Here is a 21,438-nt window from a genome sequence, read left to right as displayed (position 1 = left end):
AACTTTTGGCAGACATGCCCTCTCGTCTCGAGGGTGAGGATCACAGGATAAACTTGGTATAGAGCACCCGCAAGGGAGACCGGGGTTGACCACCGGATTTGTACCGTAGCCAACTGCCTCGTGTAGGTTCGAATCCTACCCCTACAGCCATTTAAAAAAGCACTAGGCGGCAACCTCAGTGCTTTTTTTGTGTCATTTACGAAAAGCCAAACGCTCCCTTCACATAAAATATTGAAGGGAGCGTTTGTATGTTAAGCTGTTGTCATTTAAAACAGCGGGGTACCTGTCATGTCTTTGGGCAGCGGTATATCCATGGATTTTAAAATCGAAGGAGCCACATCCCCCAGTTTACCTTCTTTCAACGGTCCCTTATAATCATTAGTGATTAAAAACAAAGGAACCAGATTTACAGAGTGCTGCGTATTGGGAGTGCCGTCCGGATTAACCATGTTATCGGCATTGCCATGATCGGCTGTCAGGAAGATATTATAACCGTGCTGCAGGGCCAGCGGTACGATCTGTGATACACAGTTGTCGACAGTTTCCGCTGCTTTTATAACTGCAGGGAAGACGCCGGTATGACCCACCATATCCGTATTGGCGAAGTTCAGACAGATAAAATCTGCGGACTCCTGTTCTATTTCCGGAAGAATTTTAGCGGTAATCTCGTTGGCGGACATTTCGGGTTGCAAGTCATAGGTGGCTACTTTTGGAGAAGCGGCCATGATGCGTTTTTCGCCTTCAAATTCCTTTTCCCGGCCACCGCTAAAGAAAAAGGTGACGTGCGGGTATTTTTCGGTTTCCGCGATACGGATCTGTTTTTTGCCGTTTTGTTCCAAAACTTCTCCGATCGTATTATTCAGGTCTTCGTTTTGGAAAATGACATGGACACCTTTGAAGGCTTTGTTATACTCCGTCATGGTGGTATAATCGATATCCAGTTTTTTCATGTCAAAATCCGGGAAATCCTCCTGTGTCAGCACCTGGGTGATCTCTCTGCAACGGTCTGTTCTAAAGTTAAAACAGATGGCCACATCCCCGTCTTTTAATCTGCTGTCCGGATTAGCGGCAAGAGATGCATTAATAATCGGTTTTATGAATTCGTCAGAAACATTGTTTTTATAGGAGGCCTCAATGGCAGCCACTAGATCCGCAGCGACGTCGCCCTTAGCATGCACAATGGCATCATAAGCCAGTTTTACTCTTTCCCAGCGTTTATCCCGGTCCATGGCATAGTACCGGCCCGTAATTGAGGCGATCTGTCCGACGCCGGTAGCGCTTAAATGCGCCAGTAAATCCTGGATAAATCCTTTTCCGCTGTGGGGATCACAATCCCTGCCGTCGGTAAAGGCATGGATGAATACATTATTTAACGCCTGTTCCTTACAGACATCTATAATGGCTTTCAGGTGATTGATATGGCTATGAACGCCACCGTTGCTGACAAGACCCAATAAATGCAGCGGCTTGCTGGTGGATTTGGCTTTTTGGATAGCAGCAATCAGGGCCGGGTTATTATGGAACTGCTTTTCCCGGATAGCTACGTTAATACGCTGTAATTCCTGGTAGACGATTCTGCCGGCGCCCAGGTTCAGGTGTCCCACCTCACTGTTACCCATCTGGCCATCGGGTAAACCTACGGATTCTCCGAAGGTAACCAGTGTGGTATGTGGATATTTATCATAAAGGGCATCAACAAAAGGTGTATTGGCCGCCTGAATGGCATCCGTTTGTTTGCTTTTTCCCAGTCCCCATCCATCCATGATGAGCAGAATGGCTTTTTTTGCTTGCATGAAATTTTGTTTTAATGTTTTCTGCTTTATTTTCAGTTATATTTGCGTTCCAAAGCAGTAAAATTAAAGAATTTAAACCTTTCCGGCGTTAGTTACTCTAACTGTTATCAGTATTTTAAGGCGCTGAACCTGATGGCTTTGAAAGTGATGCATTTTGGCGCACTCTTTGCACTTTATGGGAAGTGTACTAAATAAATGAAGATGAAAAGAATTTTAGCAATTTTGACCGGTGTATTGTTGCTGGCTTCCTTTACTACGCTGTCCGCCAGTATCGCTGATATTGTGGATGCGTTAAAGGGGAATGATGCCACCCAGGTCAGCAAGTATTTTGATAGTGCGGTGGATTTTAAACTTCCGGGAAAAGATGAAGTGAAAAATGTCAGCAAGAATCAGGCGACACTGATTTTGAAGAATTTTTATTCCGAACAGAGCATTAAAGGATTTGATCTAAGTTCCAAAAGAGAAATGGGGGGTACCGGATATCTGACCGGTAAACTCAAAGGAGGCTCCAGAAGCTATAATATAACCCTTATGCTTAAAACCAGCGGTTCCACCGCTTCTATTGTAACGGTCCGGATTAATTAAGGTTTTTTATCATATTTTAAGATATTCAAATAAAACAAGTAGCGGTAGTAATCAATTCTATCGCTATTTTTGTTGTGCGCCCGGCATGGTGTATTTCTAGGAGGTGAAAGACCTCTATTGGCCCGGTAAGGGGAACAATTAGCCGAACGGCAAGGGTGTCTGGGGTGACCCAGAATCTGAAGGAAGCCGCAGGCAAAGCGCTGACATGACGTACAGGAATCGTATGAGGCTGTTTATCTGGATGAGGAGGCAATTATCTCTAAAGTCCGATACTTACACGGAAAGGTAAGCAGTATATACGGCGTGTATAAGCGTGACAGAAGTGCATCTTACCCGGGGAGATCTGGTATCTCGTTTGCGGGAGGAACGTGAGGTATTCTAAACCGGAACAACCCTGATGGGAACATCAGGCTAAGGTATCAGAAGTCAGCAGAAGCCATAGTAAGCCCGAGACGAGCTTGCGACCCCAATTAAAAGGTAACGCAGGAAGACTCACGGAAAGGACGAAGGGCCGAACTATTAACGAAATGGATTAAAATCATCATTATGAATCCACAGTCAGAAGCAGAAAAGAAGATGCAGACATCTTCATCATCAAGGGAAGTAAAGCCTTCCGAAAAGGCATGGGCCGCTGATGGTGCCGTTCCTGTAGATCCCATAAAGAAAGGATGTGATCCCCCCGAACTCCGCTTAATCGACAAACTCCTTAATGTGGATAATTTGAACGAGGCCTTCTTAAAAGTCGTAGACAATAAAGGAGCGGCAGGAGTGGACGGGATGGAAGTGGGCGATTTAAAATTATTTCTAAGGAAAAACTGGACAACAATTGAAGGGCAGCTAAAACAGGGTAAGTATCAACCGCAGCCAGTGAAGAAGGTAGAAATACCTAAACCCGACGGAGGTGTAAGAATGCTAGGCATTCCTACGGTACTGGACCGGTTGATACAACAGGCTCTATTACAAGTTCTTACTCCTATCTGGGAGCCCATTTTCTCCGACAACAGCTTCGGCTTTCGCCCGGGAAGAAAGGCAATAGATGCGGTAAACCGGGCGAAAGAATATCAGGATGACGGCTACCGAATAGTTATAGACATAGATCTCTCAAAATTCTTTGATGAGGTTCCTCACCAAAGGCTAATGAGTAAAATCATGCTAAAAACACCCGGTGAGTGGGAAATTCACAAGCTTATTCATAGATATCTATCAGCCGGCATGATGAAAGACGGAATAGTGGAGGAACGAGAAAAGGGCACCCCGCAAGGGTCCCCAGCTAGTCCGATTTTATCGAACATCGTACTGGACGAACTGGATAAAGAGTTAGAGAAACGCGGTCACCGGCATACAAGATATGCCGATGATTGTAATGTGTATGTGAAGACCCGCCGAGCCGGAGAAAGAGCCTTTGCCTCCATCCAGAATTTTATAGGAAATAAGATGAAGTTAAAGGTCAACAAGGAAAAAAGCGCTGTAGATAGGCCGGTAAAACGGAAATTTCTGGGTTTTTCTTTCTATTATAAGAAAGGGAATTCAATGGGTATTCGTGTAGCTCCCAAAAGCGTTATACGCCTTAAGGAAACCATCAAAAGCCTCTGTCAACAAGGCAGAGGGCAGAAGTTACCCGTCTTTATCTTCCGTCGGCTCAATCCTGTCATCCGAGGCTGGTTTAATTATTATCGCTATGCCGATATGAAGACGCTGGCCCATGAACTCGACGAATGGCTGCGGCACCGACTACGAAATATCCTTTGGCGACAATGGAAACGTAATTGGACAAGATTCACCCACCTGAGGAAGGCTGGGTTGTCCGAGCAGAGGGCCGTTCGTTCAGCCTTTAATCAGCGTGGTCCATGGTTCAACTCGGGAGCGCCACATATGAACCTGGCTTTTCCTAAGAAATATTTTGATGGATTGCGACTCTTTAGTTTTGTGGATGGCCTTAAGGCTTTTCATGCTAACCAAACGGCCCAACCCACTTAAAAAGTTAATAGAACCGCCGTATACGGAACCGTACGTACGGTGGTGTGGGAGGTCAGGTAGCGAACTAATCGCTACCTACCTACCCGATGGCAGCTGGTTCAATAAAAAATTATCCAATCATTATGTCGATAGAAGAACTGTACGAGATTTACACAAAACATCCCTCTGTGACCACGGACAGCCGTAAAATCCAGGCGGGAGATTTGTTTTTTGCCTTGAAAGGCCCGAATTTTAATGGGAATCTATATGCCGGGCAGGCTTTAAAGGACGGCGCTGCTTACGCCGTCGTGGATGAGGCGGTCGGCGCCGGTGACGGCGCGGCAGACCGGATTATCCTGGTAGAAGACGTTTTAACCTGTCTGCAGCAGCTGGCCGCGTTTCACCGGCAGACTTTTGATATCCCTTTTATTGCCATTACCGGCAGCAATGGCAAGACCACGACCAAGGAACTGGTGCATGCCGTGCTCAGCCAGTCTTATACAACCTATACCACGCAGGGGAACCTGAACAACCATATCGGTATTCCGCTGACGATTTTATCCATTAAAAAAGATGCGGATATTGCCGTTATTGAAATGGGAGCCAATCACTTAAGAGAGATTGCCGGGTATTGCGAATATACCCGGCCCACCATCGGGCTGATTACCAATTGCGGTAAGGCCCACCTGGAGGGTTTTGGCAGCGAGGCCGGGGTACGCAAGGGAAAAGGAGAGTTATTTGATTATCTGAGAGCGCATAACGGAACCAGTTTTTCCTTTGCAGATTACCCTTATTTTACCGATATGACCCAGGGGATTGAACGGCAGTACTGGTACAGTGAAAGCGCTACCTGTAACAAGCCGAACCTGATGGCTGCCGGTACTATTTTTCAGAGCGATCCTTTTTTACAGATAAAGCTGCAGGCCCTGCATAAAGCGGACCGCATTATTAAGACGCAGCTGGTAGGCGCGTATAATCTGCCCAATGTGCTGTCTGCCATTGCGCTGGGTCGTTATTTTGATATTTCGGATGAGAGAATCGAACAGGCCATCCAGGCATATACGCCTTCCAACAGCCGGTCCCAACTGATTCAAAAGGACAGCAATCAGATTATCCTGGATGCCTACAATGCCAACCCTTCCAGCATGCAGGCGGCTATTGAGAATTTTGCAAGGATGCAGGGCCAGCATAAAGTATTGATTTTAGGGGGGATGAAAGAACTGGGGCAGGACTCTGAGGCCGAGCATCTTAAACTAAAGTCACAGATAGACCGGATCGGGGGCTGGCAACAGGTAATTCTGATAGGGCCGGAATTTGAGCGGCTGGCGCTGAATACGGATTATAGCTGGTTTAAAGATCAGCATGCCGCGGGCTCTTTTCTTGCCACGGGGCCACTGACAAACAGCCTTGTTTTAGTCAAAGGGTCCAGAAGCAATCAGCTGGAAAAACTGGTGGAGTTCCTGTAAGGAGCGGGAAGGAAATAAGCGCCGACAGGCCAGCGTTCAACGAATCTTTGCCGGGCAGAGAATTTCCGCAAACGTTTTAACAACGAATTATTGCCGAACTTAATTACCTTTATTTAAATTTAAATAAGTATATCTTTATGAATGAAGCATTTGTACAGCGTATAGGTCAGGAACTCCAGGAAATTGAAGCGGCCGGCCTGTTTAAAAAAGAAAGAAGCATTGAGAGTGCGCAGGGACCGGAAATCAAGGTAGGCGGTAAGACCGTACTTAATTTTTGTGCCAATAATTATCTGGGTCTTTCTTCGCATCCTAAAGTGCTGGAAGCCGCAAAAGCTACCATTGATAACAGAGGTTACGGGATGAGCAGTGTTCGTTTTATCTGCGGAACCCAGGATATTCATAAGGAACTGGAAGCCAAGATCTCAAAGTTTTTAGGAACAGAAGATACGATACTATACGCAGCCGCCTTTGATGCCAATGGCGGTGTGTTTGAACCTTTATTCGGGCCGGAGGATGCCATTATCAGTGACGCTTTAAATCACGCCTCCATTATAGACGGGGTCAGACTCTGTAAAGCGGCCAGATACCGTTATAACCATAATGATATGGAAGACCTGGAGGCTAAATTAAAAGAAGCAGCGGGACACCGTAGCCGGATTGTGGTTACCGACGGGTCTTTCTCCATGGATGGCACCATTGCCCAGCTGGATAAGATTGTCGAACTGGCTGAAAAATATGATGCCATCGTTATGAGTGACGAAAGCCACTCCACCGGTTTTATTGGTAAAACCGGCAGAGGCACGCATGAGTTCAGAGGGGTGATGGGAAGTATTGATATTATTACCGGAACCCTGGGTAAGGCGCTGGGGGGTGCCAGTGGCGGATTTACCTCAGGCAGAAAAGAAATCATTGAGCTGCTGCGTCAGCGCAGTCGGCCTTATTTATTCTCAAATACACTGGCGCCCAGTATTGTAGGAGGTTCCATCTCTATACTGGATATGCTCAGCGAGACAACAGATTTAAGAGATAAGCTGGAGGCCAATACAAAATATTTCAGGGATAATATGACGGCTGCCGGATTTGACATCAAAGAAGGTATCCATCCGATTGTTCCGGTTATGCTCTATGATGCAGTGATTGCCCAGAAATTTGCGGCTGCCCTGCAGGATGAAGGTATTTATGTTACCGGCTTTTTCTTCCCCGTTGTGCCTAAGGGGCAGGCCCGTATAAGGGTACAGCTGAGTGCTGCCCATGAGCAGCGCCATCTGGATCAGGCTATTGCCGCCTTTACCAAAGTGGGTAAGGATTTGGGTGTGATTAAGTCATAATTCTTTTAACAATTTGGGAGGGACAAAAAAGAAAAAATTAAAGAAGTGAACAATTTTTGGTTTACTGCTTATTTTGGTTAACTTTGCCTTCCAAAATATTTTTTTAACCAAATCCTTTAGCCTTTAAATTTCTATTTAATATGGCAGTGAAAATTAGATTACAAAGACACGGGAGCAAGAAACGTCCGTTTTATTTTATCGTAGTAGCAGACGCCCGCTCTCCAAGGGATGGTAAGTTCATTCAGAAGCTGGGAACTTACAATCCGCTAACCGTTCCGGCAACTATTCAATTAGATCGTCAAAAATCTTTAGAATGGTTACACAAAGGTGCTCAACCTACAGACACCGTTCGTCAGATTTTATCTTTCAAAGGTGTTTTATACCTGAAACATTTATTAAGAGGTGTAAAATTAGGTCTGTTTGATGAAGCAGCTGCCATGCAGAAATTTCAGGCATGGTTTTCAGATCATGAAGCCAAAGTGCAGAAACGTACTGAGGAACATAAAAAGCAGCAGCGTGCAAGCCGTCAGCGTCCAGTTGTTAGAAAAGCAGCTCCAGCTGAACAAAAAGCTCCTGAAGCTCCGGCTGAAGGTCCTGCTGAGGCTTAGTCCCGGCTACCGCCTAAGGCATTATTAGCATGTTATTAATGGCAGGCTGTCAGAATTCAGGTTTTGACAGCCTGCTTTTTTTCTTTCGGATGACGCAAATTTAAATGGCAACAGAATATATACAGGTAGGAAAGCTTGTCGCAACACACGGCATTAAAGGAGATTTAATTGTTGAACATGCGCTGGGAGAGCAATTAAAATCAGGGGCTCTGTCCAGGGTGAAGGCGGTTTTCATAGAACCGGTCAAAGGGTCTTATATTCCTTATTTTGTGGAGAAGATTACGGTTAAAAACCAGGGCGAATGGCTGCTGAAATTAGAAGGGACGCAAACCAAGGAAGCCGCTAAATTACTTACCCGTAAAAACCTCTGGCTGGAGCGCAGCGTTTTTGACAGTCTGATAGAAGGCTTTCAGCCGGTATCCTTAATTGGTTATACCGTAATGGATAACGGGCGATTGCTGTCTGAGGTCGAAGAGGTGATCGAGCAACCCCATCAGATATTACTGAAGATCACTTACCAGGAAAAAGAAGTATTAATCCCTTTGCATAGTGAAACACTAAAGAGTGTGGACCCTAAAGGTCGCAAAGTGCATGTGGAACTGCCTGACGGATTGCTGGAAATTTATCTGGAAGCCTGATTTTCAAAAACTTCCGAATGATTGTTAGAAAAGTCTTGGAATTTTAAGCCGGATGTTGTAATTTAACTCTGAAATAAGCAGGGATTTGCTGCGAGCATACTTGCTATTGCTGAATTAAATTACCAACTTATGGCCACCACTGAAAAGTTGCATCAAAACTATCCCGGGCAGGTGGATGCCCAGGTTCATAAAGATCATCCGGGCGTTTATATCCCGCCCCCTTTATTTTATATTGCCTTTTTTTATTTTTCCTTACTGCTGGAACATGATTTTGCGCTGGGCATTGGTTTTTTAAGAAGGCCTAATCAGCAGTTTATCGGCTGGGTACTCTGCCTGATCGGAGTGGGAGTAGGGCTGATGACCCTGATTCAGTTTATCCGCAGCCGTAATTCCATTGTCACCATTAAATCAGCCCATAGCTTACAAACCAGTGGCGTATACCGGTATTCCCGTAATCCGCTGTATGTAAGCCTGTTCTTTTTATATTTTGGGGCAGCCATCTTCTGGGGTAACTGGTGGAGTTTTATCCTCTCTCCATTTTTGGTGATGATCATGAAACTCTATGTCATTAAAAGGGAAGAAAAGTATTTGAGGCGCAGGTTTGGCAAAGAGTATAAGTTATATAAAAAATCCGTCCGCAGGTGGTTTTAAGCCGGGACATAAATATCTGATGGTTTTTCTTTGTTTTTTTTCATTTTTTAAATTTTGGATTGAAAAAATAAGGGTAAGCACTTTTAAAGATGCTTACCCTCTTTTTATTGGTCTGGCTGAAATTTTTATCAGATAAATTTACGGCTGTCCTCCAGAAACTGGACCTGACCTGTGGCGATATCATAAATGGCTGTTGCCACCAGTACCTTACCTGACTTAACCGCGTTTTCAATGACAGGGCTGTGCTCCAGCATGTCCTTGAGTACGTTTTTCAGGTGTATTAAAGTGACTTTGCGGACGAACTCCGGGTTCTTACTGCTGCGCTCTGTTTCCGAGGTTTCTGTCTGGATGGCAGGGCTGATTTTTTCCAGAAGCCCGGTCAGATTACCCAGACTGACCTGGTCACAGGCACCGCCGATGGCACCGCAACCCGTATGACCCAGAATCAGAATAACCGGGGTGCCGCTGACTTCCACTGCATATTCCAGTGAGCCGAGTACTTCCGGGGTGATGATGTTACCCGCAATTCGGATATTGAATATGTCTCCGATGCCCTGATCGAAAACCAGCTCGGCTGCCACCCGGGAGTCCATACAACTAAGGATCGCTGCAAAAGGCTGCTGCCCGTCCTTGGTTGCGTGAATATGACTATGATGGTCGCGGTTTAAACGGCTGTTTTCCAGAAAACGGCGATTGCCGTTTTTCAGGATCTCCAGTGCCTGATAGGGATCTGTAATGGGTAAGGGAGAGACGAGGCCGGGAAACCCGGTATTATTGTTATTTGCTTGAAAATATCTCATTTTGAAAGATTAAATGTTTGAAAAATGAAAGCCATACGGCCCCCTGGCCGAAACGGACTTTTTTTATTTGTCCGGCAACCGTGATCAGACGGAAGCCATTTTCAGCTCTTCCAGCAACTTGGTATGTTTGCCTGAAGATCTTTTGGCCGCCTTATCCTGACTGATTTCATTCATCAGGTAATTGACTTCACTGCCCTCCGGAATCCGGTAACTGTTTTTAAACCCAACCAGGGAGACCTGGATGTTTTTCTCCTTTGCCTTCACGTCATGGAATTCCCGGATAACCTCCAGCACATCATAATCAATATAGGCACTGCGGGTCGCATCTATAATAATGGTGCTATCCGGTGCAAAGGCGTCGAGCGTCTTTTTGATGCTGCCTTTGTTTAAAAAAGAAACCTCTTCGGCTAGTTTTAAGGTAATCGCGTCTCCGTTTTTTGACTGAATCCGTTGGTAATAATAGGGAATCCGCATATTGCCACGTAACAGATAAAAGATATTGATCACGAAGCCTAAGGCGACGCCTTTAAGCAGTCCGAGGAAAGGTACGGCTACTGCGATGGCTGTCACCACAAAAGGAATAAACTCTGTGGGTCCTACCTTATACATATGCCGGAATATGGAAGGCCTGGCCAGCCGGTAACCGGTAAAAATCAGAATCGCGGCCAGAGCAGCTTTAGGAATCAGGTTTAAAATCGCCGGAATGGTGGCTACACAGATCAGCAACAGTGCTCCATGTACAATGGTAGATAATCTGGATTTAGCCCCTGAGTTCAGATTGGCGCTGGAGCGGACGATAACCGATGTGATCGGCAGTCCACCGATCAGTCCGCTGAGGATATTACCGATTCCCTGAGCCTTTAGTTCCCTGTTACCCGAGGTGCTGCGTTTTAAAGGATCCAGCTTATCCGTTGCCTCAATACAAAGCAGGGTTTCAATGGAAGCCACTACGGCAATGACGGCGCCGTATCGCCAGACCTGCGGATTTAGAAAACCTGAGAAATCAGGAGTGGTAAACTGACCCAGGAAATCCTTAAAGGAACTGGGGATGCTTAGATGAACCAGGTATTTATCCTGAAGTGCCAGCGCCTGGGCAGAGGATTGAAAGGCCAGGTGCAGCCCGGTACCGATTAATACCACCAGCAGCCCTGCCGGGATAACCTTTGCCTTACCCGGTATATTGGTTTGCCAGAGTATCAGAATGGCCAGACATATCACCGAAATAATGACCGCTCCGAAGTGCAGGTTATCCGTAATGCCTGACAGCATGGAAAAATTAATCCCTCTTTCTGCATCCTGCAAAAAAGGCAGCTCACCATGAAAGCCGACCGCATCGGGCAGCTGTTTAAAAATAATGGTCAGACCGATCCCTGCCAGCATGCCTTCAATCACACTGGAAGGAAAGAAATTAGCGAATGTGCCTGCCTTTGCAAATCCTAAGAGCAGTTGAAACACGCCTGCCAGCAAGGTGGCGCACAGTAAAATTTCAAAAGCGCCCAGATCTTCCATGGCCCCGATAATAATGGCTACTAGACCGGCCGCCGGCCCGCTGACACTAAAAGTACTGCCACTGAGCATCCCAATGATAATGCCGCCGATGATGCCGGAAACAATCCCCGCAAATAACGGAACATTAGACGCCTGAGCGATTCCAAGGCATAATGGCAGGGCAATTAAGAAAACGATGAGTCCGGCTATCAGATCCTTTTTTAGAAAAGAAGACCTGGCTGGCTTATGGGTATTTGTTGTTGAACTAGATGAATATTTTGTCATAAAAACTTACATTAAAAATTGATGCGGAATACAGATGTGCATACGCGTGCCGGGGCACGGGGATGCACCAGGAGGGATTATATGTCCTTTGCCGGCAGTAAGCGGCTGAAGAGCCGGATACCGCTGACTGCCGGCATATCTTTACCGTACAGCAATGGTTACTGGATCTTGCGGCTTAACTGGCAGGATGCCAGTTGCCGGCGCTCTGTGTATACTGACTGAACAGGCTAAGGTGAATATAATCTGAAGAGGTTAGTGACAACACACCCTGGCATTACCATTTAAAATAATAAAGCTTTATCCTGGTAGTTACCTGGCGCTAATGCAGCAGATATCGTCCTGATCAGACATATGCTCGTCAGCATCCTTACTGTATAGCAGGATGATGAAGATTTGTTTAAACGTAACCGGATGGTTGGATATCAGCTGATATCCGGAGGCTGGATCAGTACTTCCTGCAACAGATTATTGATCAGGGCCTGATCGGAAGGTACATATTGATTCTTTTTCTGATGAAGGCCAGCATCATCAGATGGCAATAAGGAAGCATAGAAGAAGAGTTTTTTATGCACCTCTTCATTGGGGTTCGGTTTTTTAGCGCCGATGTCGTGGATATCCTCCGTCATCTGCCCGCTGGTGAGTAGCGAAGCTACTTCCTTTACAGGTAGTATCTGGACCATAAAGACCAGGATTAATACGATGGATATCAACTTTTGTTTCACGTAGGTAAAAATAATGCCTCCCGGAAAAACTAAAGAATAATTATTGTTAAACCTGATTAAAAATGGAAAATCTGAGAGTTTTATGACAAAAAAACTGCGCAGCTGATTTTTTAATGGAAAATAAGACAAAGATGATATATTTTATAATAAGCTATATGTTTGGTGCGCCAGAGATTGAGCATTTAATGGTGGGTAAAAGGGCTGTTCATCACCTTAAGTATACCGTTTTTTTTAAATAAGAACATTAAGGGTGGCAACATGTATGTGAATATCAGGAATTTTAATATTTAAAAAGAAGCATTAAAAAAAATGTACGCCTGTTGAATTGTTGAATTTTTGTTATCTTGGTGAAATATTTCTCAGTGGATTAAAATATTCATAGCCAGAACAAAACTGATGTCCAAAACTGAAAGATTTCAAGGCGAGTTAATAACGAATCAATGACAAATAAAACGGTTATACTTTCTCCGGCATTTAAAAAGGAGGCGACACGGGCTATTGCGGCCATTTGCTTATTTGCATTTTCCTATCTGATTATTGTTTTACTGGCGATCTGTCTGACGTTGGCCTGTTTTTATGTGGGTATGTATGCCATCGGCGAAATTCCGGGCATTTTTGGTCTGGCTGTAGGAGTCGGGCTGGCCTCCCTGGGAATATTTGTTCTGGTATTCCTGTTTAAATTTATCGGGAAGAAAAATAAAAAGGATCTGAATCATATGGTGGAGATCCAGCGAGCAGATGCGCCCCGTCTTTTTTCCATGCTGGAGTCTCTGGCAACGGAGGCAGAGACGAGTTTCCCCAAAAAAGTATATCTATCAGCAGATGTAAATGCATCCGTCTTTTATCAATCCACCTTTTGGAGTATGTTCTTACCCGTTAAAAAGAATTTACAGATAGGCCTTGGGCTGATTAATGCGGTAACCGATGAGGAATTAAGAGCCATTCTGGCGCATGAATTTGGGCATTTTTCGCAGCGGACGATGAAAGTAGGCAGTTATGTCTATAACGTGAATCAGATCATCTTTAATATGCTCTATGAAAACGAAGGCTATACAAGAGGGCTGAACAGCTTTGGTAAAATCAGCTATATGCGGTTCTTTGCCTATTTAGCTATACAGATCAACGCGGGGATTCAATGGGTATTGAAACGGTTATACGGGGTCGTGAATAAAAGCTATCTGGGCTTGTCCCGGGAGATGGAGTTTCACGCAGACGCCATAGCGGCCAGTATCACGGGAGTGGAGCCGCTGAAAAAAGCGCTGCTGAGAACGGGTCTTGCGGATGATTCCTATAGTAATGTTCTGGATTATTATGACAGGAAGATTCCCGAAAATATCAAAAGTGAAAATATCTATTTAGAACATTTTGCTGTCATGGAATTTCTGGGCCATCTGAATGATTACTCCTTTACCAACGGGTTACCCGATATCCCCTCAGGGGAACAGGCTAAGTATAATAAATCAAAACTAGTGATCAAAAATCAGTGGGCTTCGCATCCTTCCATAGAAGACAGAATCAGCCGCCTGGAACAATTAGAGGTAGATGCTTCGCCAACAGAGCAGACACTGGCAAACGGGTTAATTCCGGATATACACCAAATGCAGCACCGACTGACCGAAGTCGTCTTTAAGCAGGTTCAATATGAAGCAGAGCCGCAAACCCTTTCAACGGCTGTCTTCCTGGAAACGTATAAAGAAAGCGTTTTAAAAGGTAGTTTCGGGAAAATCTACAATGGGTATTATGATCACAGGAATCTGGACATCCTGGCTCTGGAAGATCTGGAACAAAAAAGGAATGAAGAGGTGCAGACGCCTTCTGAGCTGTTCTCAGACCAGAAAGTCGAATGGGTCTACACCGGCATCGCACTGAAAAATGATATACAGTTGCTGAGCGATATTTATGAAGGGAAGGCCCCTATTAAAAGTTTTGATTATGACGGAATCAGGCATGGCAGAAAAGATGCAAAAATACTGGCAGCTCAGCTGCAGTCAGAACTGGAAATGACAAATACCAGGCTCCGGGAAAATGATACGGATATTTACCTGTATTTTTTAAGCCTGGAAGCACTAAAGGATACGCCGGGCAGGCTCCGGCAGATGTATATGGATTTTTTCAGTTTTGATAAAGCTTTTGATGAAAAAAATGAGTTGTATAAGGAAATGATGTCAGCGCTGCAGTTTGTGGAGGTGACCACTCCGTTTGATCAGATTGTCCGGAATTTTGAACAATTGCAACCCAGGGAGCAGTTACTGAAAGAGGGTATCTGCCAATTATTAGAGGATCCTTTTTTAACGGCTGAACTCAAAGATCCGTTCAGAAGTGATCTTCGGAAATTTGTCTCAGATAACTGGATTTACTTTGAAGGCAAGGTTTATAACGATGATGCTTTAAGATTACTGTTTGATAGTTTGCACGGCTATTCATTTCTGATTTCCAGAAAATATTTTCTGATGAAAAAGCATTTATTGAATTATCAGCAAGAGCTGCAAAATAGTTGATCCGGGAGGTTGTATGGAAGCGATATACAGGTTGAGACGGCGGAGTCAATCAGCAGTGGCCGCCAAATCATATCATCCATATCATATCAAAAGCCTGTCATTTTACTAATCAATAAAATGACAGGCTTTTGATTTTTATGCAATGTCCTTAGGACTCTGTTTTAGGTTCTTTCTGACTGCCTTCTGCCTTGGGCTTTGGTTTTTTCTTAATCTCAAAGTAGACGGCGGATTTTTCCTTGTCAAAATGAGCGGTGAGCTGATCGCCTTCGGCCACCTTATGGTTTAAGATCTCTTCAGCCAGCGGATCCTCCAGATATTTCTGAATCGCGCGGCCCAGCGGTCTGGCACCAAACTGAATGTCATATCCTTTGTCTGCGATAAAGGTTTTGGCCTCCTGCGTTATTTCCAGGTTCAGACCCAGGGTGGCTAATCTGGCATATACTTTCTTCATCAATATATCGATGATGGAGAAGATATTTTCCTTTGTCAGCGAGTTGAAGATAATTACATCATCAATACGGTTCAGGAACTCAGGGGAGAACGTTCTTTTAAGGGCTTTCTCAATGACTGCCTTATTGTTCTCTTCCTGATTCTGAACTTTGGCGGCTGTAGCAAAACCTACACCGTCTCCAAACTCCTTCAGCTGGCGGACACCAATGTTGGAGGTCATAATGATCAGTGTATTTTTAAAGTCAATCTTGCGTCCCAGTCCGTCTGTCAGTACGCCGTCATCCAGCACCTGTAACAGGATATTATAGATATCCGGATGTGCTTTTTCGATCTCATCCAGCAGGATGACACTATAAGGTTTACGTCTGACTTTTTCGGTTAACTGACCGCCTTCCTCATAGCCTACATAGCCGGGAGGGGCGCCGATCAAACGGCTGACGGAGAATTTCTCCATGTATTCACTCATGTCGATCCGAATGAGAGAATCCTCTGAGTCAAATAAATGCCTGGCCAGTGAGCGGGCAAGTTCTGTCTTGCCGACACCGGTAGGCCCAAGGAAGATAAAACTTCCGATAGGTTTACGCGGATCTTTCAGCCCGACACGGTTACGCTGGATGGCTTTGACGACTTTGCTAATGGCATCGTCTTGTCCGATCACCATCTGACTCATGTCGTCATGCATTTTACGCAGCTTTTCTGTCTCTGCCTGTACCATGCGTTTAACAGGAATACCCGTCATCATGGAGATGACTTCAGCAATCGCATCCTCAGTAATTGGATAGCGTTTGTTTTTGCTTTCCTCTTCCCAGTCGGCTTTTGCTTTTTCCAGTTCTTCGCCCAGTTTCTTTTCCTTATCTCTTAAAGTGGCCGCTTCTTCAAATCTTTGATTTTTGACCACTTTATTTTTTTCTACCTTGATCTCTTCAATTTTCTTTTCCAGATCCAGCATACTTTGCGGAACATTAATGTTCTTTAAGTGTACACGGGCTCCTACTTCATCCAGTACGTCAATCGCTTTGTCCGGTAACAGACGGTCGGTCATATAACGGTCGCTGAGTTTAACGCAGGCAGTGATGGCCTCAGGGTCGTAAGTGACACTGTGGTAATCCTCATATTTACCCTTGATATTGTTTAATATCTGAATGGTTTCTTCCACACTTGGTGGTTCAATCAGTACTTTCTGGAATCTTCTGTCCAGGGCGCCGTCCTTTTCGATATAATTTCTGTATTCGTCCAGGGTACTGGCGCCAATGCATTGCAGATCTCCTCTGGCCAGCGCCGGCTTGAAGATATTGGAAGCGTCCAGAGAACCGCTGGCGCCACCGGCGCCCACGATCGTGTGGATTTCATCAATAAACAGAATAATATCCTTGTTTTTCTCCATCTCGTTCATGATGGATTTCATGCGCTCTTCAAACTGACCACGGTATTTCGTACCGGCGACCAGGGCCGGCAGGTCAAGGGAGATAACCCTTTTGTCAAACAGTACACGGCTGACCTTGCGCTGTACGATGCGCAGCGCCAGACCCTCTACGATGGCTGTCTTACCCACGCCCGGTTCCCCGATTAAAATGGGGTTGTTTTTCTTTCTTCTGGAAAGAATCTGAGAGACTCGCTCGATTTCTGTTTCCCTGCCTACGATAGGATCTAATTGACCCGTTTCTGCAAGGCGGGTGATGTCCCGTCCAAAATTATCCAATGCCGGTGTGCGGCTTTTAGCATTGCCTGCAGCAGGCCTTGGCGGCTGTTGCGGTCCAAAGCTGCGTTTTTCATCTTCAAAATCTTCTTCATGTTCTTCGTATTCAGATTTGGGTGTTTCACGGTCACGGACGATGCCGATTTCTGAGCGAAACAAGTCGTAATCTACGTCGAACTGATTTAAAATCTGTGTGGCGATGTTCTCTCTGTTTTTCAATATTGAGAGCATCAGGTGTTCGGTCTCAATCTGTGGACTTTTAAGGGATTTAGCTTCTAAAACGGTAATACGGATAACTTTCTCTGCCTGCTTGGTCAGTGGCAGGGAATTAATGTCTCCAATGTTTTTACCCGTTTTATCCTTAACGGCCAGTTCGATTTCCTTGCGGAGCTCAAACAGGTCTACATTCAGCTGCTTTAAAATCCGGATGGCGGCATTGTCGCCCTCTCTGATGAGTCCTAATAACAGATGTTCTGTGCCAATAAAGTCGTTGCCCAGTCGTAAGGCTTCCTCACGGCTGAAGGTGATGATTTCTTTTACTTGTGGTGAGAAGTTACTGTCCATAATTGTAGGTTGTTGTTGCGTAATTCTTTAAAAATGCCAGAACATGATGGGTTTCTATCGGTAAGATACGGCACAATGTTTAAAATCGTGATATTATTCATTAAAAAATTATCGGCCGAAAAATATAAATAGAACTCAAAGTCCTTATTAAGATTTTATCTTTGACTCTTAAAATCAAGGAAGGTTACTTAATTTTGCCTCTATCATGAAAATCAAAGTTGATACCAAAGAAAAATTTCAGGTTTTAAGGCCCGAAGAACCGGAATTATCTGTAATAATGGCAGATGAAATCGTTAAAATCGTTACCCATGGCTTCGGATCCGAAGCTAAAAACGCCATTGTTGATATGACCGGGGTAGACCAGGCGGATGAACAGGCGCTGGTAGAACTGGCTACACTCTTTCAACTTTGTCAGAAAAATGGGGCTTCCTTTGTCTTTTTCGGGGTCTGCCCCCGGGTTAAATCCGCGATGCAGGGCCTGGATCTGATTGATGTATTCCAGTTAACGCCGACAGAAAGCGAGGCCTGGGACATCGTACAAATGGAAGAAATTGAACGTGAACTCTTTGGAGATGACCTGGAAGAAGGGACGGAAGATGAACTGAGTGATTAGGATTCACCGGAAAACAACCCTGAATTTTAAAGGGTCCTTTTTCACTGAATATTGATTTACAGAAGCTTGTCATGATAGTAATGGACCTTGATGCCGCGCCATCCTGCTATTTGGCAAAAAAGAACCTGTCTTAAGACCCGGGAAAAAGTCAGCGTGCTCCGGACGCTTTTTCCACCTGGCAAGACAGGCCCTTTCTACAGGTAAACTACAAGTTTTGTCAGCCATCCTTTCAAGTAACCTGACGTACTAGCAGTCTTTTGAACGGTGTTAACGTGCGTTTAACTGCTGATATAGCTTTGCAGGTGTTCAATGGTTGATTTTTGGTCCTCAATAACATGGCGCACCAGATCACCAATGGAAATAAATCCCACAATTTTACCGTTTTCTTCTACCGGCAGGTGCCGGATATGCCTGTCGGTCATGATAGCCATACATTTTTCTACAGGCTCTGAGGGGCTGACGGTAATTACTTGACTGGTCATTACTTCCTGCATGGAAGTGGTCTTAGAGGCTTTTCCCTGTAAAATCACTTTTCTGGCATAATCTCTTTCTGTGAATATACCTTCCAGGCTGTCCTCACGCATGACCAGCAGCGCGCTGATATTTTTGTCCATCATTAACTCCAGGGCATGATAGACGGAGCTGTCGCTGGTCACTGAATAGAGTACATCCGGCTTCTGGTTCAGAATAAATTGGACTGTTTTCATACGATTTCAATTTTACAGGTTTAAAAGGGTGGGAAGTAGGGTTACATATCTGATTTCTTTGATTTGAGATTCTAAGCTAAATTTAGGTTTTTTTGCCTAAAAACCGGAAATCTTCGGGTTATTTTTCCGGGATTTTTTCTGCTTTTTCCGCTTGATGCGGATAATTTAAACAGATTTACAGAACTTTTACCTGATTTTCAGAAGTGCTGCCTGAATTTGCCTTCAATAGAGGGTGGCTTAAAAGTTTTTGGTTATTTTTGAAATCGGGAACCCTGTTATTGCTGAGGGGCAGTGATCTTTGTGATTTAGTAATCCCTGTGATGTTAAGAGTTACAGGATTTTTTTTGAAGGGGAGGGGAAACAACAAAAAGAAGATGCAGCCTGTTCTGAAGATAGGTATTTGTCCTGAGCAGCCCATTCAACAATTTATAAAAACCGTAAAACAAACGACCACTCATGATGCAGCAGCCATTTTATGCCAACTGTTTTTTAAAGCCAGCAAAAGCTGTTATTTTTTTGATTATCAGTGTATTTCTTTCTTTTGATGTATTTGCGCAATCCATTGCAATTGACGGACACGGGAAGCTGGACCGTTTTGACGGTATCGGCGCCGTAAGCGGAGGCGGCGGCACTTCCCTGCTGTTGAAAGATTATCCGGCCGCTGTACGGCGGCAGATTCTGGATTTACTTTTTAAGCCCCGGTTCGGGGCCTCCGTGTCGGCTTTACTGGTGGAAGTGCCGGGTGACGGCAACTCCACGCAGGGGTCCGAACCCAGCCACATGCATAGCAGCGGTGATTTGAATTACTACAGAGGATATGAATGGTGGCTGATGAAAGAAGCCAAAAAACGTAACCCGGATCTGACGCTGGATGCCAATGTATGGAGTGCCCCCGGCTGGATTAGTCATCATCAGTTCTGGACGCAGCAAATGTGTGATTATGTGGTTAAATGGATCCAGGGATTAAAATCCGAACATGGGTTGATACTGGACGCCATAGGATGCCGCAATGAAAGAGGGGTGAATCTGGATTACGTTAAGATGTTACGAAAAACGCTGGACGCTAACGGTTTGAATCAGGTCAGGATCCACGCATTTGATAACTGGCAGAAAGACAAATTTGACTGGGCTTTTGCCATGTTGCAAGACAGTGTACTGCGCAGTTCAGTGGCTATTTTAAGTGCTCATACGATGAGCGAGATACCGACGCCGGATTCTGTAAAAGAGCTGGCAGCAAAACTTCATAAACCCATCTGGAATTCTGAGGAACATGTCTATCTGGACGGTTTTGACTGCGCCCTGGGGATAGTGGATGCTTTTAATAAAAATTATATTGTGAGCGGAGCCACCAAAATCGTGAACTGGTACCTGGTCGGTTCTACTTATGATATTGAACCATTTGCCGCGCAACCGCCCATGATGATTGCAAGAGAACCCTGGAGCGGCCATTACGAGTTGCGGGAGGCTTTCTGGGGGTATGCCCATTACGGACAGTTCACCAAAGTGGGCTGGCAATATATCCGGGGAGCGTGTGATACCTTAAAAAATGGAGGCAGTTATGTTACGCTTAAAGCTCCGGAGGGCGGAGATTATAGTATTATTATTGAAACCAAGGGTGCCACCGGGAAACAGACACTGAATTTTGCGTTAAAAGAAGGGATGTCAACGGGGACACTGGCTGTCTGGAAAAGCGATCATCAGGCTCAGTTTGTCCGGCTAACTGATATCGCTCCTGTAAGCGGACGATTTTCTATCACGCTGGATACCGGCGCTATTTATTCGTTGACGACTACCCGGGGACAACAAAAAGGAGGCTTTAAGGACGTAGCTGCTTCCCGGCATTTTCCTTTCCCTTATCAGGATGATTTTGAAGGGTATAAAGACCCCAGATCCTATGGCTATCTACCGAACTATACCGCAGATATTGCCGGCGTATTTGAACTAAGTTCCCGCAGCGACCGAAGCGGAAAATGCTTAAAACAGGTATTGCCTGAAAAACCGCAATGCTGGGCGCCGGAATGGGAGCCGTATACCATTATCGGAGATCCTGCCTGGAAGGATTATCAGGTCGCTGCGGACGTATATATTGAACATAAAGGAGCTGCCGGCATTATGGGTAAAGTTAACGCGACGGGCTACGGGTTCGGCGTGCAGCCCAACGCCTATTATATGACACTCTCAGATAGCGGCCGTCTGGCATTATATGTTGTCAGCCAGGATGAGAAAGTCCCACCCAGAGAACTGGCGGCAGCCTCAGTAAAAGATATCCGCGCTGACCAGTGGCACCGGTTAACGCTGGTTTTTGAAGGAGCGCAGATAACAGGATTGTTAGACGGTAAAATGCAGTTGCGTGTATCAGACAGTACTTATAAAAGCGGGATGGCAGGCCTTATGACATTGGATATGCCTATGGAAAAGGCCGGCGCAGGCCAGGCTGAGAACGGAGAGTCCGCTTCTTACAGAACCGTCGCTGAATTTGATAATCTGTATATTGCCCCTGTCAGTGCACAAGGTCAACTGACAGGGGCAGCTACGGTACCAGGTGCCCCCTCCACGGAAAGAGTAACGGGTAAAATGTACCGGTAGCGTA

Annotated in this window: 16 protein-coding genes; 10 read left to right on the top strand and 6 right to left on the bottom strand. The window is 45.2% G+C overall.

Annotation, left to right across the window (positions count from 1 at the left end; genetic code table 11):
- Positions 1-266: 266 nt before the first annotated feature.
- Positions 267-1,793, bottom strand: a complete 1,527-nt coding sequence (gene gpmI, locus BLU80_RS17320) for a 2,3-bisphosphoglycerate-independent phosphoglycerate mutase (protein WP_091400972.1) — start codon at positions 1,791-1,793, stop codon at positions 267-269.
- 201 nt (positions 1,794-1,994) lie between these two features.
- Between gpmI and BLU80_RS17315 the strand changes: the two genes are divergently transcribed.
- The 7 genes from BLU80_RS17315 to BLU80_RS17285 all read left to right on the top strand — a co-directional run bounded on the left by BLU80_RS17315 (position 1,995) and on the right by BLU80_RS17285 (position 9,025).
- Positions 1,995-2,378: a DUF4783 domain-containing protein gene (locus BLU80_RS17315; protein WP_170831277.1), complete on the top strand. Its 384-nt coding sequence runs from the start codon at positions 1,995-1,997 to the stop codon at positions 2,376-2,378.
- A gap of 546 nt (positions 2,379-2,924) precedes the next feature.
- Positions 2,925-4,355 (top strand): group II intron reverse transcriptase/maturase, encoded by a 1,431-nt coding sequence (gene ltrA / locus BLU80_RS17310; RefSeq protein ID WP_211481891.1) that lies wholly within the window; start codon positions 2,925-2,927, stop codon positions 4,353-4,355.
- Positions 4,356-4,477: 122 nt separating this feature from the next.
- Positions 4,478-5,800 (top strand): UDP-N-acetylmuramoyl-tripeptide--D-alanyl-D-alanine ligase, encoded by a 1,323-nt coding sequence (locus BLU80_RS17305; protein ID WP_091400968.1) that lies wholly within the window; start codon positions 4,478-4,480, stop codon positions 5,798-5,800.
- Between the two features lie 137 nt (positions 5,801-5,937).
- Positions 5,938-7,128 carry a glycine C-acetyltransferase gene (gene kbl, locus BLU80_RS17300; protein ID WP_091400966.1) on the top strand — a complete coding sequence of 397 codons (1,191 nt, stop codon included), beginning with the start codon at positions 5,938-5,940 and terminating at the stop codon, positions 7,126-7,128.
- 140 nt (positions 7,129-7,268) lie between these two features.
- Positions 7,269-7,736, top strand: coding sequence for a 30S ribosomal protein S16 (gene rpsP / locus BLU80_RS20015; protein ID WP_091400965.1), 468 nt, complete (start codon positions 7,269-7,271; stop codon positions 7,734-7,736).
- A gap of 104 nt (positions 7,737-7,840) precedes the next feature.
- The gene (gene rimM, locus BLU80_RS17290; RefSeq protein ID WP_091400963.1) at positions 7,841-8,374 is read left to right on the top strand and encodes a ribosome maturation factor RimM; all 534 of its coding nucleotides are present in this window, start codon (positions 7,841-7,843) and stop codon (positions 8,372-8,374) included.
- A 129-nt stretch (positions 8,375-8,503) separates the two neighbouring features.
- Entirely contained in the window at positions 8,504-9,025 is a 522-nt protein-coding gene (locus BLU80_RS17285) for a methyltransferase family protein (RefSeq protein ID WP_091400961.1), read from the top strand.
- Between the two features lie 128 nt (positions 9,026-9,153).
- On the opposite strand, the gene BLU80_RS17280 is transcribed toward BLU80_RS17285, so the two are convergent.
- From BLU80_RS17280 to BLU80_RS17265, 3 genes are all read right to left on the bottom strand, one after another.
- Complete coding sequence (locus BLU80_RS17280) at positions 9,154-9,825, bottom strand: carbonic anhydrase (protein WP_091400960.1); 672 nt, start codon at positions 9,823-9,825, stop codon at positions 9,154-9,156.
- 84 nt (positions 9,826-9,909) lie between these two features.
- Positions 9,910-11,598, bottom strand: a complete 1,689-nt coding sequence (locus tag BLU80_RS17275) for a SulP family inorganic anion transporter (RefSeq protein WP_091400958.1) — start codon at positions 11,596-11,598, stop codon at positions 9,910-9,912.
- A 422-nt stretch (positions 11,599-12,020) separates the two neighbouring features.
- Positions 12,021-12,320 (bottom strand): hypothetical protein, encoded by a 300-nt coding sequence (locus BLU80_RS17265; protein ID WP_139188193.1) that lies wholly within the window; start codon positions 12,318-12,320, stop codon positions 12,021-12,023.
- Positions 12,321-12,760: 440 nt separating this feature from the next.
- On the opposite strand from BLU80_RS17265, the gene BLU80_RS17260 reads away from it, so the two are divergent.
- On the top strand, positions 12,761-14,818 hold the full coding sequence (locus BLU80_RS17260; protein ID WP_091400953.1) for a M48 family metalloprotease: 2,058 nt from the start codon (positions 12,761-12,763) through the stop codon (positions 14,816-14,818).
- A 148-nt stretch (positions 14,819-14,966) separates the two neighbouring features.
- On the opposite strand, the gene BLU80_RS17255 is transcribed toward BLU80_RS17260, so the two are convergent.
- Complete coding sequence (locus tag BLU80_RS17255; protein WP_091400952.1) at positions 14,967-17,528, bottom strand: ATP-dependent Clp protease ATP-binding subunit; 2,562 nt, start codon at positions 17,526-17,528, stop codon at positions 14,967-14,969.
- A gap of 205 nt (positions 17,529-17,733) precedes the next feature.
- Between BLU80_RS17255 and BLU80_RS17250 the strand changes: the two genes are divergently transcribed.
- The gene (locus BLU80_RS17250) at positions 17,734-18,141 is read left to right on the top strand and encodes an STAS domain-containing protein (protein ID WP_091400950.1); all 408 of its coding nucleotides are present in this window, start codon (positions 17,734-17,736) and stop codon (positions 18,139-18,141) included.
- Between the two features lie 278 nt (positions 18,142-18,419).
- On the opposite strand, the gene BLU80_RS17245 is transcribed toward BLU80_RS17250, so the two are convergent.
- Positions 18,420-18,848 (bottom strand): CBS domain-containing protein, encoded by a 429-nt coding sequence (locus tag BLU80_RS17245; RefSeq protein ID WP_091400948.1) that lies wholly within the window; start codon positions 18,846-18,848, stop codon positions 18,420-18,422.
- A gap of 456 nt (positions 18,849-19,304) precedes the next feature.
- Here BLU80_RS17245 and BLU80_RS17235 point away from each other — a divergent pair, with 456 nt between their 5' ends.
- Positions 19,305-21,434, top strand: a complete 2,130-nt coding sequence (locus BLU80_RS17235; RefSeq protein ID WP_091400945.1) for a glycoside hydrolase family 30 protein — start codon at positions 19,305-19,307, stop codon at positions 21,432-21,434.
- Positions 21,435-21,438 lie beyond the last annotated feature (4 nt).

Origin of the sequence: Arachidicoccus rhizosphaerae (genome assembly GCF_900107765.1) — a bacterium.
Taxonomy (GTDB): Bacteria; Bacteroidota; Bacteroidia; order Chitinophagales; family Chitinophagaceae; genus Arachidicoccus; species Arachidicoccus rhizosphaerae.
Note: the sequence above shows the minus strand (reverse complement) of the source record. Positions and strands in the feature narration are given on the sequence as shown.

Excerpts from the sequence above, each read along its gene's own strand:
- BLU80_RS17250 (WP_091400950.1), top strand. The coding sequence starts at position 17,734 with ATGAAAATCAAAGTTGATACCAAAGAAAAATTTCAGGTTTTAAGGCCC.
- kbl (WP_091400966.1), top strand. The coding sequence starts at position 5,938 with ATGAATGAAGCATTTGTACAGCGTATAGGTCAGGAACTCCAGGAAATT.
- BLU80_RS17275 (WP_091400958.1), bottom strand. The coding sequence starts at position 11,598 with ATGACAAAATATTCATCTAGTTCAACAACAAATACCCATAAGCCAGCC.
- ltrA (WP_211481891.1), top strand. The coding sequence starts at position 2,925 with ATGAATCCACAGTCAGAAGCAGAAAAGAAGATGCAGACATCTTCATCA.
- gpmI (WP_091400972.1), bottom strand. The coding sequence starts at position 1,793 with ATGCAAGCAAAAAAAGCCATTCTGCTCATCATGGATGGATGGGGACTG.
- BLU80_RS17260 (WP_091400953.1), top strand. The coding sequence starts at position 12,761 with ATGACAAATAAAACGGTTATACTTTCTCCGGCATTTAAAAAGGAGGCG.
- BLU80_RS17315 (WP_170831277.1), top strand. The coding sequence starts at position 1,995 with ATGAAAAGAATTTTAGCAATTTTGACCGGTGTATTGTTGCTGGCTTCC.
- BLU80_RS17255 (WP_091400952.1), bottom strand. The coding sequence starts at position 17,528 with ATGGACAGTAACTTCTCACCACAAGTAAAAGAAATCATCACCTTCAGC.
- rpsP (WP_091400965.1), top strand. The coding sequence starts at position 7,269 with ATGGCAGTGAAAATTAGATTACAAAGACACGGGAGCAAGAAACGTCCG.
- BLU80_RS17280 (WP_091400960.1), bottom strand. The coding sequence starts at position 9,825 with ATGAGATATTTTCAAGCAAATAACAATAATACCGGGTTTCCCGGCCTC.
- BLU80_RS17285 (WP_091400961.1), top strand. The coding sequence starts at position 8,504 with ATGGCCACCACTGAAAAGTTGCATCAAAACTATCCCGGGCAGGTGGAT.
- BLU80_RS17245 (WP_091400948.1), bottom strand. The coding sequence starts at position 18,848 with ATGAAAACAGTCCAATTTATTCTGAACCAGAAGCCGGATGTACTCTAT.
- BLU80_RS17305 (WP_091400968.1), top strand. The coding sequence starts at position 4,478 with ATGTCGATAGAAGAACTGTACGAGATTTACACAAAACATCCCTCTGTG.
- BLU80_RS17235 (WP_091400945.1), top strand. The coding sequence starts at position 19,305 with ATGATGCAGCAGCCATTTTATGCCAACTGTTTTTTAAAGCCAGCAAAA.
- rimM (WP_091400963.1), top strand. The coding sequence starts at position 7,841 with ATGGCAACAGAATATATACAGGTAGGAAAGCTTGTCGCAACACACGGC.